Annotated in this window: 12 protein-coding genes, 5 tRNA genes, 2 rRNA genes and 1 pseudogene; 18 read left to right on the top strand and 2 right to left on the bottom strand. The window is 60.6% G+C overall.

All coding sequences use genetic code 11. The features are described 5' to 3' along the window. The first annotated feature begins 86 nt into the window (after positions 1–86). From NKF27_RS18795 to NKF27_RS18780, 4 genes are all read left to right on the top strand, one after another. A tRNA-Ala gene (locus NKF27_RS18795) sits at positions 87–162 on the top strand. A gap of 200 nt (positions 163–362) precedes the next feature. Beyond that, a 23S ribosomal RNA gene (locus NKF27_RS18790) occupies positions 363–3,367 on the top strand. Positions 3,368–3,474: 107 nt separating this feature from the next. Further along, a 5S ribosomal RNA gene (rrf, locus tag NKF27_RS18785) occupies positions 3,475–3,590 on the top strand. Between the two features lie 783 nt (positions 3,591–4,373). Then, positions 4,374–4,937 carry a type 1 glutamine amidotransferase domain-containing protein gene (locus tag NKF27_RS18780; RefSeq protein ID WP_108449166.1) on the top strand — a complete coding sequence of 188 codons (564 nt, stop codon included), beginning with the start codon at positions 4,374–4,376 and terminating at the stop codon, positions 4,935–4,937. Between the two features lie 158 nt (positions 4,938–5,095). Here NKF27_RS18780 and nhaC read toward each other — a convergent pair whose 3' ends face one another. Both nhaC and NKF27_RS18770 read right to left on the bottom strand, forming a co-directional pair. Further along, on the bottom strand, positions 5,096–6,589 hold the full coding sequence (nhaC, locus tag NKF27_RS18775; protein ID WP_108133873.1) for a Na+/H+ antiporter NhaC: 1,494 nt from the start codon (positions 6,587–6,589) through the stop codon (positions 5,096–5,098). A gap of 21 nt (positions 6,590–6,610) precedes the next feature. Next, entirely contained in the window at positions 6,611–7,750 is a 1,140-nt protein-coding gene (locus NKF27_RS18770) for a PLP-dependent aspartate aminotransferase family protein (protein ID WP_253554233.1), read from the bottom strand. Positions 7,751–7,903: 153 nt separating this feature from the next. Here NKF27_RS18770 and NKF27_RS18765 point away from each other — a divergent pair, with 153 nt between their 5' ends. The 14 genes and pseudogenes from NKF27_RS18765 (at position 7,904) to rplL (ending at position 15,294) form a co-directional block, all read left to right on the top strand. Beyond that, a complete protein-coding gene (locus tag NKF27_RS18765; protein WP_222517136.1) occupies positions 7,904–8,584 on the top strand; it encodes a FadR/GntR family transcriptional regulator in 681 nt (226 codons plus the stop codon). Between the two features lie 368 nt (positions 8,585–8,952). Continuing rightward, entirely contained in the window at positions 8,953–10,005 is a 1,053-nt protein-coding gene (locus NKF27_RS18760) for a biotin--[acetyl-CoA-carboxylase] ligase (RefSeq protein WP_253554227.1), read from the top strand. After that, positions 10,002–10,841: a type III pantothenate kinase gene (locus tag NKF27_RS18755; protein WP_045990874.1), complete on the top strand. Its 840-nt coding sequence runs from the start codon at positions 10,002–10,004 to the stop codon at positions 10,839–10,841. Before NKF27_RS18760 ends, NKF27_RS18755 begins: the two co-directional genes overlap by 4 nt. Before the next feature lie 55 nt (positions 10,842–10,896). Next, a pseudogene (locus NKF27_RS21265) lies at positions 10,897–11,007 on the top strand (type III pantothenate kinase); the annotation flags it as partial. 210 nt (positions 11,008–11,217) lie between these two features. Continuing rightward, a tRNA-Tyr gene (locus tag NKF27_RS18750) sits at positions 11,218–11,301 on the top strand. Positions 11,302–11,419: 118 nt separating this feature from the next. After that, positions 11,420–11,493, top strand: a tRNA-Gly gene (locus NKF27_RS18745). 41 nt (positions 11,494–11,534) lie between these two features. Then, positions 11,535–11,609 (top strand) — tRNA-Thr (locus NKF27_RS18740). Between the two features lie 143 nt (positions 11,610–11,752). Next, positions 11,753–11,828, top strand: a tRNA-Trp gene (locus NKF27_RS18735). 72 nt (positions 11,829–11,900) lie between these two features. Further along, positions 11,901–12,269, top strand: coding sequence for a preprotein translocase subunit SecE (gene secE / locus NKF27_RS18730; protein ID WP_045990873.1), 369 nt, complete (start codon positions 11,901–11,903; stop codon positions 12,267–12,269). An 8-nt stretch (positions 12,270–12,277) separates the two neighbouring features. After that, positions 12,278–12,811: a transcription termination/antitermination protein NusG gene (gene nusG, locus NKF27_RS18725; RefSeq protein ID WP_045990872.1), complete on the top strand. Its 534-nt coding sequence runs from the start codon at positions 12,278–12,280 to the stop codon at positions 12,809–12,811. Between the two features lie 141 nt (positions 12,812–12,952). Next, positions 12,953–13,384 carry a 50S ribosomal protein L11 gene (rplK, locus tag NKF27_RS18720; protein ID WP_045990871.1) on the top strand — a complete coding sequence of 144 codons (432 nt, stop codon included), beginning with the start codon at positions 12,953–12,955 and terminating at the stop codon, positions 13,382–13,384. Positions 13,385–13,386: 2 nt separating this feature from the next. Beyond that, entirely contained in the window at positions 13,387–14,079 is a 693-nt protein-coding gene (gene rplA, locus NKF27_RS18715; RefSeq protein ID WP_045990870.1) for a 50S ribosomal protein L1, read from the top strand. A 256-nt stretch (positions 14,080–14,335) separates the two neighbouring features. After that, the gene (gene rplJ, locus NKF27_RS18710) at positions 14,336–14,839 is read left to right on the top strand and encodes a 50S ribosomal protein L10 (protein WP_045990869.1); all 504 of its coding nucleotides are present in this window, start codon (positions 14,336–14,338) and stop codon (positions 14,837–14,839) included. 80 nt (positions 14,840–14,919) lie between these two features. Then, positions 14,920–15,294: a 50S ribosomal protein L7/L12 gene (gene rplL, locus NKF27_RS18705; RefSeq protein WP_108133877.1), complete on the top strand. Its 375-nt coding sequence runs from the start codon at positions 14,920–14,922 to the stop codon at positions 15,292–15,294. Positions 15,295–15,462 lie beyond the last annotated feature (168 nt).

The following is a 15,462-nucleotide window of genomic DNA, read 5'->3' as shown; positions in this document are numbered from 1 at the left end:
GTGCTCACAATGAATTACCTGATCAAGCAAGAGTAGCGACTGAAGGGTCAACGCTCGAGGCTAGAGTAGCTGGACCCTTGTAGTATGGGGCCATAGCTCAGCTGGGAGAGCGCCTGCCTTGCACGCAGGAGGTCAGCGGTTCGATCCCGCTTGGCTCCACCATTTCTCGATCTCGAGTAAAACAGTCGTCAAGTTCTAAGCAAGATGCTTGTTCGCCACCAGGCGATATCAAGTCTCTCGCTTAGAGCTTTTGCTCTAACGCTCTTTAACAATGTATATCATGCTGACAAAGTAAGATACGTTTCAAGCGTATCCGGCAATTGTCGTGACATCATCGATTGACAGACCCTTTGGGGTTATATGGTCAAGCGATGAAGCGCATACGGTGGATGCCTAGGCAGTCAGAGGCGATGAAAGACGTGGAAGCCTGCGATAAGGTTCGGCGAGGTGGCAAACGACCTGCGACCCGGACATCTCTGAATGGGGAAACCCACCCAAGGTAACTTGGGTATCTCATGTTGAATATATAGACATGAGAGGCGAACCGGGGGAACTGAAACATCTAAGTACCCCGAGGAAAAGAAATCAACCGAGATTCCCCTAGTAGCGGCGAGCGAACGGGGACCAGCCCTTAAGCAACACAACTGGTAGGTGAACAGACTGGGAAGTCTGGCCATAGTGGGTGATAGCCCCGTAACCGAAACCTGAGTGTTGTGAAATCGAGTAGGTCGAGGCACGTGAAACCTTGACTGAAGACGGGGGACCATCCTCCAAGGCTAAATACTCCTGACTGACCGATAGTGAACCAGTACCGTGAGGGAAAGGCGAAAAGAACCCCGGAGAGGGGAGTGAAATAGATCCTGAAACCGTATGCGTACAAGCAGTGGGAGCCAACTTGTTTGGTGACCGCGTACCTTTTGTATAATGGGTCAGCGACTTATTTTCAGTGGCGAGCTTAACCGTATAGGGGAGGCGTAGAGAAATCGAGTCTTAACTGGGCGACCAGTCGCTGGAAATAGACCCGAAACCGGGCGATCTATCCATGAGCAGGTTGAAGGTTGAGTAACATCAACTGGAGGACCGAACCAGGATCTGTTGAAAAAGATTTGGATGACTTGTGGATCGGAGTGAAAGGCTAATCAAGCCCGGAGATAGCTGGTTCTCCTCGAAAGCTATTTAGGTAGCGCCTCACGTATCACCGCCGGGGGTAGAGCACTGTTTCGGCTAGGGGGTCATCCCGACTTACCAACCCGAGGCAAACTCCGAATACCGGTGAGTGCAAGCGTGGGAGACACACAGCGGGTGCTAACGTCCGTTGTGAAAAGGGAAACAACCCAGACCGTCAGCTAAGGTCCCGAAATCCTGGTTAAGTGGGAAACGATGTGGGAAGGCTTAGACAGCTAGGAGGTTGGCTTAGAAGCAGCCATCCTTTAAAGAAAGCGTAATAGCTCACTAGTCGAGTCGGCCTGCGCGGAAGATGTAACGGGGCTCAAACCAGGTACCGAAGCTACGGGTGTGTTCGCATCACTTAAGGTGATTCGATAGTGTCAGTTCGCTGCCATCGCGAAGCGATGGCAAAGCGCTTCCCGAACGTTGAGTCGGGCAGGGCAAGGTGAACGGCCTGAGTCATTTTAAGGATGCGAACACGCGGTAGAGGAGCGTCGTGTAAGCCGATGAAGGTGTGTTGAGAAGCATGCTGGAGGTATCACGAGTGCGAATGCTGACATGAGTAACGACAAGGGGAGTGAAAAACTCCCCCGCCGGAAGACCAAGGGTTTCTGTTCGACGCTAATCGGAGCAGAGTGAGTCGGCCCCTAAGGCGAGGCCGAAAGGCGTAGTCGATGGGAAACGGGTCAATATTCCCGTACCTCACAGTATTGCGATGGGGGGACGAAGAAGGCTAGGTGAGCCAGGCGTTGGTTGTCCTGGTGAAAGCCGGTAGGCTGAGGATTCAGGTAAATCCGGATCCTCAAGGCCGAGAGGCGAGACGAACTGACTACGGTCAGGAAGTCATCGATGCCACGCTTCCAGGAAAAGCCTCTAAGCTTCAGATACTGTGAGACCGTACCCCAAACCGACACAGGTGGTCAGGTAGAGAATACCAAGGCGCTTGAGAGAACTCGGGTGAAGGAACTAGGCAAAATGGTGCCGTAACTTCGGGAGAAGGCACGCCGCATTAGGGTGAAGGTCCTCGCGACCGGAGCCTGACGCGGTCGAAGATACCAGGTGGCTGCAACTGTTTATTAAAAACACAGCACTCTGCAAACGCGCAAGCGGACGTATAGGGTGTGACGCCTGCCCGGTGCCGGAAGGTTAAGTGATGGTGTTAGCTCACGCGAAGCTCCTGATCGAAGCCCCGGTAAACGGCGGCCGTAACTATAACGGTCCTAAGGTAGCGAAATTCCTTGTCGGGTAAGTTCCGACCTGCACGAATGGCGTAATGATGGCCACGCTGTCTCCACCCGAGACTCAGTGAAATTGAAATCGCAGTGAAGATGCTGTGTACCCGCGGCTAGACGGAAAGACCCCGTGAACCTTTACTACAGCTTCACACTGGACGCTGATGTTGCTTGTGTAGGATAGCTGGGAGGCTTTGAAACCCTGTCGCCAGATGGGGTGGAGCCAACCTTGAAATACCAGCCTGGCATCATTGGCGTTCTAACTCAGGACCGTAATCCGGTTCGAGGACCGTGTGTGGTGGGTAGTTTGACTGGGGCGGTCTCCTCCCAAAGAGTAACGGAGGAGCACGAAGGTACCCTCAGCACGGTTGGAAATCGTGCAGTGAGTGCAAGAGCATAAGGGTGCTTAACTGCGAGACAGACACGTCGAGCAGATACGAAAGTAGGTTCTAGTGATCCGGTGGTTCTGTATGGAAGGGCCATCGCTCAACGGATAAAAGGTACTCCGGGGATAACAGGCTGATACCGCCCAAGAGTTCACATCGACGGCGGTGTTTGGCACCTCGATGTCGGCTCATCACATCCTGGGGCTGAAGTCGGTCCCAAGGGTATGGCTGTTCGCCATTTAAAGTGGTACGCGAGCTGGGTTTAGAACGTCGTGAGACAGTTCGGTCCCTATCTGCCGTGGGCGTTGGAGATTTGAGAAGCGCTGCTCCTAGTACGAGAGGACCGGAGTGGACGTACCTCTGGTGTTCCGGTTGTCACGCCAGTGGCATTGCCGGGTAGCTATGTACGGACGGGATAACCGCTGAAAGCATCTAAGCGGGAAGCCCCCTTCAAGATGAGATCTCCCTGAGGCCTTGAGCCTCCTAAAGGACCCAGCAAGACCAGCTGGTTGATAGGCCGGGTGTGGAAGCGCTGCAAGGCGTTGAGCTAACCGGTACTAATGGTCCGTGAGGCTTGACCATATAACACCCAAAGGGTTTTGGTCGATGATGTCTCGAATCAATTGACGGATACGTGGGACGTATCGAGCAGGACTTTGTCAGTAGTGATGTACATTGCCTTTTTTCCGCCTGACGACCATAGCGAGTGGGAACCACCTGATCCCTTGCCGAACTCAGAAGTGAAACCGCTCAGCGCCGATGGTAGTGTGGGGTCTCCCCATGCGAGAGTAGGTCATCGTCAGGCATTTATTCAGAAGAAGCCCAATTCCGAGAGGAGTTGGGCTTTTTCGCATGCATGGGAAGACCCCTCTCTTTATATGTGGGGCCGCGCCGATAACCCCCTCGGCGCGGTCCGGCCGCTCGCAAGCTCGCGTCGTTCGTCCCCCCTTGCAGCTTCGCTGCAAAAGCTCGGGGTGACTCACCCCCATGCGAGAAACATTGTTACCTTGGTGGCGTCATTCGGCAGTCTTCAGGGGCAGAGCGGCGCCCTGGGCGGGCGCTGTAGATCAGAAGGTCGGCCCGTCCGTCAGGTATCGATTCAAAAGAAGGCCCAATTCCGAGAGGAGTTGGGCCTTCTTTTGTGTAAAGAGTCGTACCCGCGCCACCGGTGAGCGCCATCGCCTGGACGTTTGCGTGCCGGATGCGCTGCACCCGGGACAGGGCTACCTCGATAGCCTGTTCGCCATCAGCCCCTCGCTGTGAGGGGGCGACGGCTAGCTGCCGCCGCGGATTGAGCGGTGCATCAACGACTATCAGGCACGACTTGTACAGGCCTGTCTTCCCAGTCTGTGCTGTTTGGCGGCGAGGACCAGGGCAGTGTGGGGTGGCCAGCAGCATGTCAGCTCATCGAGCAGCTGAGCCATCGCTATCACCGGAATCTTCCACCAGAAGGGGGGAGTGGCGACCGACAAACTTGATTTAGGCTTGTGCGATACGCGGGTTGAAGCACGGCGGCTGGACCTCCATCTTGTACAAGCACGTGACAGATAAAGTCGATTGTCTAATTTATCGATCCATGGAGGATGTCATGACGCAGCAAGTGGAAGGCAAACGTGTCGCGATTCTCGCCACTCACGGTTTCGAGGAGTCGGAGCTGGCGGTACCCAAGGCGAAGCTTCAGCAGCAGGGCATCGTGGTGCACGTGGTCTCCCCGGAGGCCAAGGGCATCAAGGCCTGGGCAGAAAACGACTGGGGTGATACCTACGACGTCGACGTGGCCCTGGATGATGTCAGCGAACATGACTATCACGCCCTGGTGTTGCCCGGCGGCCTGTTCAACCCTGACGCCCTGCGCCAGGACGAGAAGGCCTTGAGCTTCGTCAATGCTTTCTTCCAGGCTCACAAGCCGGTGGCAGCGATCTGCCACGCCCCCTGGATCCTGATCAACGCCGGGGTGGTCGAAGGTCGCAGGCTGACCTCCTACCCGAGTGTCGAACAGGATCTGCGCAATGCAGGCGCCGATTGGGTCGACGAGCAGGTAGTGGTGGATAACGGCCTGGTGACCAGCCGTAAGCCTGATGATCTGGATATCTTCTGCCACAAGCTGGTCGAGGAAATCCACGAAGGGCGTCACGAGAAGCAGCACGCCTGACGCTGTTCGATACAGCAACCTGGCGGAACGCAACAGGCCCCCGGCGACTTGGTCGCCGGGGGCCTGTTGCGTGTCGAGGTGGTGTTGGCTGGTGATGTAGCCGAGCCAGTTCGACGGGCTAGTTTGACGGGCTGGTTCGAAGGGCCAGTTCGATGGGCCTATTTGACGGTGGAAGAAGCGTTCATTGATGGAGTGACCGAATCGGTCTGTTCCTCGCCAGTGGGCTCGATGCGCTTTACGCCGAACCAGCCGGTCCAGGGTCCGATCATGGCCAGCAGGATCGAGAAGACGATACCCAGGTAGTTGAACAGCGCCCAGGGAGCGTAGTCGAGGGTGGCAACACCCAAGGTGCCTGCCATGTAGACGGCGGAGACGGTCCAGGGGGCCAGCGGCTCGGGAATCATGCCGCCGTCTTCCATGCTGCGCGACAGATTGAGCTGGTGCAGGCCTCGCTTGCGATATTGCTCGGCGAACAGCTCACGGGTCAAAAAGAAGGTTACGTAGCTGTTGCCGGTGGCCAGGATGATGGTGCTGCTGGCCGCCAGCGAGGCCAGGATGGTGCCGCGGGCGGAGCGCACGTAGGCCAGGCTGCGATCGAGCACGACCTTGAGGATGCCGGCGGCCTCCAGCGCCGAGGCAAAGAAGAAGGCGCACAGCGCGAACAGCACTGCTCCGTGCATGCTGTAGAGCCCGCCACGGTTCAGCAGGCTGACCAGTGCCGGGGGCAGGGTGGCGACGTCCAGGCCCGGGTTGAAGCCGGCCAGCAGGCTGACGTTGAAGCCCGAGACTGCGGCCTTGGCCACCGCCTCGGGACTGGCGCCCTGGAGCAGTATCGCCAGCAGGGCGGCGCAGGCCGAGGCCAGGAACAGTACCACCAGGGTCGGCTTCTTGCGCACCGAGCCGAACAGCACGATGGCCACCGGCAGCAGCAACAGGAGGTTCAGCTGATAGAGCCCGCCGATGGTCTCGGCGCTGGCGGCGATGGCCTCCGGGGTGCCTTCTGCCAGGTCCATGTTGAGGCCGAGTATCAGGTAGACCACAGCGGCCACCACGCTGGCGGGCAGCGAGGTGTACATCAGGTGGCGGATGTGTCGGTACAGGTCTTCGCCTACCACCATGGAAGCCATGATGGTGGTGTCCGACAGCGGCGACAGCTTGTCGCCGAAGTAGGCGCCTGAGAGCACCGCGCCGGCGGTGATCGCCAGGTTGATGTCCATGGCCGCGGCGATGCCCATGATGGCCACCCCCAGGGTCCCGGCGGAGCCCCAGGAGGTGCCGGTGAAGGTGGAGACGATGGCGGTGCCGAAGAACGCCATGACGTACAGGTAGCGGGGATCGATCAGCTCCAGGCCATGGTAGATGAAGTAGGGAATGGTGCCCGAGATCATCCAGGTGCCGATGATGATACCGATGCTGTAGAGCACCAGTAGCGCGGACAGGGCGGTGCGTACCTTGTTGCCCATGATGTCCATGACGCCTTCCCAGGTCCCGCCGTGCAGCAGACTGAACAGGGTGGCGGCGGCGCCCAGGGTGATCAGCACCAGTTCGGTGGGTAGGCCCGCCACCACGATGCCGTAGACGATGGCGAAGGCGATGGCGGTCAGCAGGATCAGGGATGGAACAAGTCCAGGTTGTCGTTGTATGGCTGGCATGGGATGTCCTCCTCGTGGTGATCAGCGTTCGAGCGCGGCGAACCCTCGCTCGAGGTCGTCGACGATGTCGTCGATGTGTTCAAGCCCGATGGCCAGGCGAATCAGCGGTTGTCCGCTGCCGTCGGGGCGCATGGGAGACAGCGCAAGACTTTCGTAGCCGCCCCAGCTGACGCCGATACGCATCAGTTCGAGGGCGTCGATGAAGTTCGCGATGCGCGAGTAGCTGGGGTGGTGAAGCGCAAGGCTGAGCAGGCCCGAATGGCCGTGCAGCTGGCGGGCGGCCCAGTCGGCGGCGGCGCCTTTGGCGAGGCTCGGGTGATGCACCGCTGCGACCTGCGGGTGGTCAGCGAGAAAACGGGCGACCGCCAAGGCGTTGCGCTGATGCTCGGCCATGCGCACCGGCAGGGTGCGTAGACCGCGCAGGATCAGTGAGGCGCTGTGGGGCGACAGAGCGGCGCCCAGCAACTGGTGGCCGTTGGCGAAGAGCCTGTCGATCAGCTCGGCGTCGGCGATGACTGCGCCGCCGACCACGTCGCTGTGCCCGCCGATGTACTTCGACAGCGAGTGCACCACCATATCGATGCCGTGGGTAAGCGGCTTCTGGAACAGCGGGGTGGCCCAGGTGTTGTCGATAAGCGTGAGGATGCCGCGTTTCCGGGCGATGGCGGAGATAGCCTCGAGGTCTGCCAGCTCCATGCGCAGCGATGACGGACTCTCGATGTAGATCAGGCGGGTCTCGGGCCGCAGGTGGTCGGTCAGTTGCTGGTCACCGGCGATACCGTCGTGGCTGACGCCGTAGCGGGCCATATGGTCGAGCAACTCGACGCTCGGCCCGTAGGTCTGGTTGATGCGCAGGACGTGGTCGCCGTGCTTCAGCAGCGAGAATAGCGTGGCGGAGATGGCGCCCATGCCGGAGGCAAAGGCCTTGCAGGCCTGGCCACGTTCCAGCGCCGCCAGCTTGTCCTCCAGCAACTTGACGGTGGGATTGAGCCCTCGGCTATAGATGAAGCGTTCGCGTTCGGCCAGCTGTGCGCGGCTGAAGCTTTCGAGGTCTGGGAAGGTGAAGATGCTGGTCTGGTAGACGGGAGGTGCCACGGCGCCGTGATGATCCTGGCGCTGTTCGAAGGCGTGACTACAGATATGGCGATCCTGTGGGTCCACGGTGCGGTCTCCGCAAGCAGGGTGGATTGAGCTATCAGCCTGTCTGATAGCTAAGCTAGCACGGCCCTGCTGGCCCCACAATTGATCCAGAAGAGGTTTGCCGTTACCGTCGATCAGGCCCCAAGACGCCTTTCCTGCCTGGATGCCAACGTCATGAAACGACTCTACTTATCGGACACCGTCGCCGGAGAGATCAGCGCCTATATCGCCAAAGAGCAGTTGGCGCCGGGGGCGCGCCTACCTTCGGTGGGGGAGTGGATGGAGCGCCTGGAGGTAGGTCGATCTACCCTCCGGGAGGGCCTCAAGAAGCTCCAGGCCGAGGGCATCATCGAGGTGGTCAACGGCAAGGGGATCTTCGTCAGCGAACAGCGGACCTTTCAACTGCTGGCCAGTCTTGGCATCCACGACGCCAGGGCGCATCTGCTGGAGATGCTCGAGGTTCGCCAGGCGCTGGAGGCCCAGGCCATTCTGTTAGCCGTGCGGCACGCCGAAGAGGCCGCCTTCGAGGCCATGGCCGGCCACCTGGATGACTATCGACGTGCTCGGGCGAGGGAGGATTTCCTCGCGGTCAGCGAGGCCGACGCGGCCTTTCACCTTGCGATCTATCAGGCCTGCGGCAATCGCGTGCTGGTTGGGCTGATCCAGATGATGCACGACGAGCTGTACCTGTCCTGGGACTCGCCGGACGATCGTCATGAAGTCTTTGACGCAAGTTTTGCCCACCACGAAGACCTGCTCGAGGCCATGCGGCGGCGTGATGAGCAGGCCGCTCTGGCCGCCTTCGACAACCTGGTCGGTGCCACGCGCAAGAGCGTCGAGGCCATGGTGTCGTGAAGACGCCGGCCTGGTGGCTGGTTCGTTGCGCCTGCAGCAATAGCGTACAGGGCGGGCTTCGCCCATCAGATATTGCTGCTTCGATGCAGCAAGCAGCGACGCAGTGGCCAGTCAGTAGGCGGCTGGCATTGGCGTTGTGGAGGACTTTCGAGTCCAGGCTCCGGCATTGTCCGCGTGGCTACAATCGAGCAGAGTGGCGGACGCTTGCATGGTGCCATTTTCCTTTTGCTCGCCACCGCCCGCCGGTGCTCGTAACACCTGGAGGAGTTGCTCAGAGGCACACCCACAGGAGTGTTGCAGACGCGTGGATTTCCGGCGACAGGCGACATTCGATAGACTATGCCCTTTTCCCGTGGAAGGGGCGAGGGATGACCATTGGTGAGCTGATTCGGCTGTTGAGTGACGGCGAGTTCCACTCCGGCCAGCAGCTGGGGGACAAGCTGGGCGTGTCGCGGGCGGCGGTGTGGAAGCAGCTGCGCAAGCTTGAGGATCTCGGCATCCCCATGGAGGCGGTCAAGGGGCAGGGGTATCGGCTAGCCGAACCCCTTGAGCTGCTCGATGGGCCCTCGGTGGTAGCCGCGTTGTCACGCGAGTCGCGTCGACACCTCTCGCGCCTCTTCGTGGAAGACACCCTGCCCTCGAGCAACGAGTTCCTGCGCGAGCGTTTTCGTCAGGGAGCAGGGCACGCTGAGGCCTGCCTGGTCGAACAGCAGAGCGCCGGCCGTGGGCGGCGCGGGCGCACCTGGACGACCCCCTGGGGGCGCACGCTGATGTGCTCCGTGGGCTGGCGCTTCGATTCGGGTGTCGCTGCCCTGGAAGGCCTCAGCCTGGCCATCGGTGTGGTGCTGGCCCAGGTGCTGGAACGCCATGGGCTCAAGCCCGGGCTGAAGTGGCCCAACGACGTGCTGTTGCCCTTGGGCCCGCAAGGGTCGGCTCAGCAAGGATTGGATGAGCAGGGAGCGACCGGGCAGGGGGCGGGTCAGCAGGGCTTTGGCAAGCTGGCCGGTATTCTGGTCGAGATGAGCGGTGACGCCGCCGGCCCCTGCGAGGTGGTGCTCGGCATGGGCATCAACGTGGATCTGCCGGAGAGCTTCCGGGCGAAGATCGATCAGCCGGTCGCTTGTGTGCATGATCAGGCTCCAGGGCTATCCCGTAACGTGCTGGCGGCCGAATTGCTGGACGGTCTGCTGGGCATGCTGGCAGGTTTCGAGGAGCAGGGGTTCGATGCCTGGCGCGACGCCTGGAACGCACGTCACGCCTTTGCCGGTTGGGACATCGAAATCATTCGAGGGGAGCAGCGCGAGCTGGCCCAGGCAGGAGACGTGGATGGCAGTGGCAATCTCTGGGTGCGCAAGGGCGTTGACGGAGAGCGGCAAGAGCGCCTGGTGGGAGGAGAGATCAGCGTGCGGGCTCGCCCATGATTCTTGATCTGGATATCGGCAATACCCTGTCCAAGTGGCGCCTGAAGGACGCTGACAGCAGCGAGATTCGCTCCAGGGGCGCGGTGTGGACCCGGGAGGAGTGGAAGCCCGGGTCGGACATTCCCGACCTCGACGTGGTCGAGACGGTGCGCATTTCCAGTGTAGCGAGGCGTTCGGTGCTGGCGCAGACCGAGTCGCTGCTCAAGGACCGGGTGCGTTCGGTGCACGTGGCGCGCTCCTGCCACGAAGCACTGGGCGTCACCAACGGCTATCACGAGCCGGGTCGACTGGGCGTGGATCGCTGGATGGGGGTGCTGGCGGGCTATCAGCTCGCCGGTGCCAGCTGCACGGTGGACTGTGGCAGTGCCATCACCATCGACTTCGTGCTGCCAGGCGGGCGTCATCTCGGGGGGTACATCCTGCCGGGGCTGCGTCTGATGAAAGAAAGCCTGAAGCTGGGCACCCGCAACGTGGCCATCGACCCGGACAGCGAGGCAGACGAGCTGCTCGCTCCTGGGCGGCGCACGGTAGAGGCGGTCAATCACGGTATCTACATGGCCGCTGTCAGCGCGGTCAATCGGATCTACAGCGAGGTCTGCGACCGGGAGGGGGTGGCGCTGCCGATGCTGGTCACCGGCGGCGATGCCAGGGTGGTGTCTCGTGGTATTCGCGTGCCCCACGCGATCTGGCCGGACATGGTCTACGCCGGTCTTGAAGCGTGTTTCCCTCTGACAGCAGCGGAGCGTGCCGGCAAGATGGCCGGGGCGCCGGTGCCGCCGGCTCCGGTAGCGCTGGAAAAGATCCGGGCGGGGTTGGCCTTCTCGATGCTGCTTTGATGCGTTGGTGACATGACTGACGGTATAACCGCGCTGGAGGCGGCTCTCTTTCCGGCCTCTGACGGCGGCAGAACGTGCCGGCAAGATGGCGGGGGCGCCGGTGCCGCCGGCTCCGGTGGCGCTGGAAAAGATCCGCGCGGGCCTGGCGTTTTCGATGCTGCTGTGACCGTGGTTTTCCGGTGCGCCGTAAAAAAAGCCTATGGAAGCCTTGCGTTATCCATTCTGCTTTGACACAATGCGCCGCGTTCCGAGGTACAGCGACCCGCGGGTTGCAGGCTGCCGTCGAGACAGGTTGTAAGAATTTTGCGTACAGCTTGATTCTTTTAAAACAACCACTTGACTTCTCGGGGCAGGGCGATAAAATACGTCGCCAGTTGGAGGGGTTCCCGAGTGGCCAAAGGGAGCAGACTGTAAATCTGCCGCGAAAGCTTCGAAGGTTCGAATCCTTCCCCCTCCACCAGATTTTGATCGACCAGAGTTGTGGTTTCTGGTTGATATGGAGCAGGCGGTCGGACGCTGCCAGGCTGGTTTGGGTTCGGTGGGCTTTGCTTCAGCAAAGAAGGTTTAGAACCGATTTTGCGGGCATAGTTCAATGGTAGAACCTCAGCCTTCCAAGCTGATGATGCGGGTTCGATCCCCGCTGCCCGCTCCAGAGTTCAGGCAATGTGAAGTAGTTGGATTGCCGAAGAGTGCGCTCATGTAGCTCAGGGGTAGAGCACACCCTTGGTAAGGGTGAGGTCGACGGTTCAAATCCGTCCATGAGCTCCATCTAAGAAAAGCGAGCCTAGGCTCGCTTTTTCTTTCTCCGCCGCGTCTGCAGGGCGGAGGGGGTTGCCAGGCGAGATCCGTTTCGCTATCATGGCGCCCGCTGTTGCAGAGGCTGCCCGCAAAGGGTGGTTTGCATCGAGTACAGGCCAGTAGCTCAATTGGCAGAGCAGCGGTCTCCAAAACCGCAGGTTGGGGGTTCGATTCCCTCCTGGCCTGCCAGTCTTCCCCAGGCTGGCAGTTTTTTATATACTTTCGTGTTTCGATTGCCGCGCCCTGAGGAGTCTCGTTTTCATGAAGCATAACGCCGAGGTGCAGGAGTCGCGCCACGACGGGCTCAAGTGGGCGGTTGTCGTCGTTCTTCTGGTGCTGGCCGTCGTTGGCAACACCTACTTTGCCGACCAGCCGCTTCTGTATCGTGTTCTGGGCGTTGTTGCCCTGTCTGTCGTTGCTGCCCTGGTCGCATTGACCACCACCAAGGGGCGTGAATTGGTGGAGCTGGCGCAGAGCGCCAGGAAGGAAATTCAACGTGTCGTCTGGCCGACGCGCCCCGAGACCATTCAGACCACCGCCATCGTGCTGGTGGCTGTGCTGGTGGTCGGGCTGCTGCTCTGGTTGATCGACACGCTGCTCAGCTGGGCGATGTCCGGCGTCATCGGTTAGGAGTCTTCATGTCCAAGCGTTGGTACGTCGTCCACGCCTACTCCGGCTTCGAGAAGCACGTCATGCGCTCGCTGATCGAGCGCGTGAAGATGCACGGCATGGAAGATCTCTTTGGTGAGATTCTGGTGCCGACCGAAGAAGTCGTCGAGATGCGTGACGGCAAGCGCCGCAAGAGTGAGCGCAAGTTCTATCCCGGCTACGTGCTGGTCGAGATGGAAATGGTCGACGAGACCTGGCACCTGGTCAACGAGACGCCCCGTGTCATGGGCTTTATCGGCGGGACCAAGGAGAAGCCGGCGGCGATCACTCAGCGCGAGGCCGACGCCATTCTCAGTCGCGTCAGGGATGGGGCCGAAAAGCCGCGTCCCAAGACCATGTTCGAGCCCGGTCAGTCGGTGCGCGTCATCGATGGCCCCTTCGCCGATTTCAACGGCGTGGTCGAAGAGGTCAACTACGACAAGAGTCGTCTGCAGGTCAGCGTGCTGATCTTCGGGCGCGCCACTCCCGTCGAGCTGGAGTTTTCCCAGGTCGAGAAGGAGTAGGTCGACAAGTTTCTTACGGTGGGTCTGCTCAGGCAGGCCCGCCGTCATGTGCTGAAAGTTTTCAGTGCGTAGGGGTCGCCTCGAGAGGCGGCCGTTTTGTCCGGGGAGCCGCAAGGCGCTACTACCCAACTGGAGTCCATCATGGCCAAGAAAGTACAGGCTTACATCAAGCTGCAGGTTGCAGCTGGTAAGGCCAACCCGAGTCCCCCCGTGGGTCCCGCGCTGGGTCAGCACGGTGTCAACATCATGGAATTCTGCAAGGCGTTCAACGCCGAGACGCAGAACATCGAGCCGGGTCTCCCGACTCCCGTGGTCATCACCGTCTACTCCGACCGCAGCTTCACCTTCGTCACCAAGACACCGCCCGCCGCGGTGCTGCTGAAGAAGGCCGCTGGCATCAAGTCCGGCTCTGGTGAGCCGAACAAGAAGAAGGTCGGTACCGTGACCCGCGAGCAGCTCGAAGAGATCGCCAAGACCAAGGAGCCGGACATGACGGCTGCCGATCTCGACGCCGCGGTGCGTACCATTGCCGGTAGCGCCCGCAGCATGGGCCTCAACGTGGAGGGTCTCTGATCATGGCAAAGCTTACCAAGCGCGCAAAGCAGATTCGCGACAAGGTTGACGCCACCAAGGTCTACTCCATCGACGAGGCCGTGGCTCTGCTCTCCGAGCTGTCCACCGTCAAGTTCAAGGAGTCGCTGGACGTCGCCATCAACCTGGGCGTCGATCCGCGTAAATCCGACCAGGTGGTGCGCGGTGCGACCGTGATGCCCAACGGTACCGGCAAGGACGTGCGCGTTGCCGTCTTTACCCAGGGTGCCAACGAAGAAGCCGCCAAGGAAGCCGGTGCCGACATCGTCGGTATGGACGACCTGGCCGAGCAGGTCAAGAAAGGCCAGCTCGACTTCGACGTGGTCATTGCCTCGCCGGACGCCATGCGTGTCGTCGGCCAGCTGGGTCAGATCTTGGGTCCGCGTGGCCTGATGCCGAACCCCAAGGTCGGCACCGTGACCCCCGACGTCGCTACCGCCGTCAAGAACGCCAAGGCCGGTCAGGTGCGTTTCCGTACCGACAAGAACGGCATCATCCACACCACCCTGGGCAAGGTCGATTTCGAAGCCGACGCCATCAAGGGCAACCTGGATGCGCTGCTCGCCGACCTTAAGAAGCTCAAGCCGAGCACTTCCAAGGGCGTGTACTTCAAGAAGATGACCCTGTCCACCACCATGGGCCCGGGACTGACCGTCGATCACTCCGCGCTGGTGTGATGCGACACAACAGGCAAGACACTTTGCGGTCCCCGTGCCGGGTGATTCACCCGGCCGGCGGGGCACCGTCAAAGACCGCAGGCGCCGCCGCCTGACCTTCGGGTCTACCGGCGGCTTAATCGCCCCCCCCGGGCACCTGCGCAGATGGTGTTGCCGCCAGGCATCTGGTGAGCACCATCATTGAAGCCCCTCTTCTACGGAAGGGGAGATGGTAACCATCGGAGCCCTCGGGTTCCGGCACGAAGGAGTGATCACAGTGGCACTAGCACTCGAAGGCAAGAAGGCAATTGTTGCCGAGGTCAGTGAAGTCGCCAAGGATGCACTCTCCGTCGTAGTTGCCGACTCTCGCGGCGTCGCGGTCCACAAGATGACCGAACTGCGCAAGCAGGCTCGCGAGAATGGCGTCCAGGTGCGTGTTGTGCGCAACACCCTGGCACGCCGCGCCCTGACCGGTACTCCCTGGGAGTGCCTGTCAGAGACCTTCGTTGGTCCGACTCTGCTGGCCTTCTCCAACGAACATCCGGGCGCTGCCGCTCGTCTGTTCAAGGAGTTCGCCAAGGATGAGAAGAACTTCGAAGTCAAGGCGCTGGCCTATGAAGGTGAGCTGATCCCGGCAAGCGATATCGACCGTCTGGCGACCCTGCCGACCTACGATGAGGCGATCGCCAAGCTGATGTCCGTCATGAAGGAAGCTTCTGCCGGCAAGCTGGTTCGTACTCTCGCTGCGCTGCGCGACCAGAAGCAGGAAGAAGCCGCTTAAGGCGTCGTCCTGTCGACCGACCACGATCCATTTCGCGTTCTCGGGTGACCGAGACGCCCGCAAAGTTAGGAATCTAGACAATGGCACTGACCAAAGAAGATATCATCAACGCCGTCTCCGACATGTCCGTCATGGAAGTCGTCGAGCTGATCGAAGCCATGGAAGAGAAGTTCGGCGTTAGCGCCGCTGCTGCTGTCGTGGCTGGCCCGGGCGCTGGTGGCGAAGCCGCCGCTGCCGAAGAGCAGACCGAGTTCGACCTGGTGCTGACCTCCGCTGGCGACAAGAAGGTCAACGTCATCAAGGCCGTCCGCGAGATCACTGGTCTCGGCCTGAAGGAAGCCAAGGGTGCCGTCGACGGCGCGCCGGCGACCATCAAGGAAGCGATGAGCAAGGACGACGCGGAAGAAGCCAAGAAGAAGCTGGAAGAAGCCGGCGCGTCCGTGGAGCTCAAGTAATCCTTGTGCCCATGGCTTTACGCGCTGCGTAAGCTTCCACGGCTGGTGGCGGGACGCCCGCTACCGGCCTTTTTCTGTTGTCACTAGCTGCCTGCCCCCAAGGGCCTGTAGCTTGCAGAATTCCGACGGCGAGTCACTCATCCGAGGACTTGCCGTCAGCGCCTGACG

This window comes from Halomonas sp. DN3, from assembly GCF_024137905.1.
GTDB lineage: Bacteria > Pseudomonadota > Gammaproteobacteria > Pseudomonadales > Halomonadaceae > Halomonas > Halomonas litopenaei.
Note: the sequence above shows the minus strand (reverse complement) of the source record. Positions and strands in the feature narration are given on the sequence as shown.

What these genes read in the sequence shown, in the direction of transcription:
- NKF27_RS18780 (WP_108449166.1), top strand. Translation starts at nt 4,374, where the DNA reads ATGACGCAGCAAGTGGAAGGCAAACGTGTCGCGATTCTCGCCACTCAC.
- NKF27_RS18755 (WP_045990874.1), top strand. Translation starts at nt 10,002, where the DNA reads ATGATTCTTGATCTGGATATCGGCAATACCCTGTCCAAGTGGCGCCTG.
- NKF27_RS18765 (WP_222517136.1), top strand. Translation starts at nt 7,904, where the DNA reads ATGAAACGACTCTACTTATCGGACACCGTCGCCGGAGAGATCAGCGCC.
- NKF27_RS18760 (WP_253554227.1), top strand. Translation starts at nt 8,953, where the DNA reads ATGACCATTGGTGAGCTGATTCGGCTGTTGAGTGACGGCGAGTTCCAC.
- rplL (WP_108133877.1), top strand. Translation starts at nt 14,920, where the DNA reads ATGGCACTGACCAAAGAAGATATCATCAACGCCGTCTCCGACATGTCC.
- rplK (WP_045990871.1), top strand. Translation starts at nt 12,953, where the DNA reads ATGGCCAAGAAAGTACAGGCTTACATCAAGCTGCAGGTTGCAGCTGGT.
- nusG (WP_045990872.1), top strand. Translation starts at nt 12,278, where the DNA reads ATGTCCAAGCGTTGGTACGTCGTCCACGCCTACTCCGGCTTCGAGAAG.
- nhaC (WP_108133873.1), bottom strand. Translation starts at nt 6,589, where the DNA reads ATGCCAGCCATACAACGACAACCTGGACTTGTTCCATCCCTGATCCTG.
- rplA (WP_045990870.1), top strand. Translation starts at nt 13,387, where the DNA reads ATGGCAAAGCTTACCAAGCGCGCAAAGCAGATTCGCGACAAGGTTGAC.
- secE (WP_045990873.1), top strand. Translation starts at nt 11,901, where the DNA reads ATGAAGCATAACGCCGAGGTGCAGGAGTCGCGCCACGACGGGCTCAAG.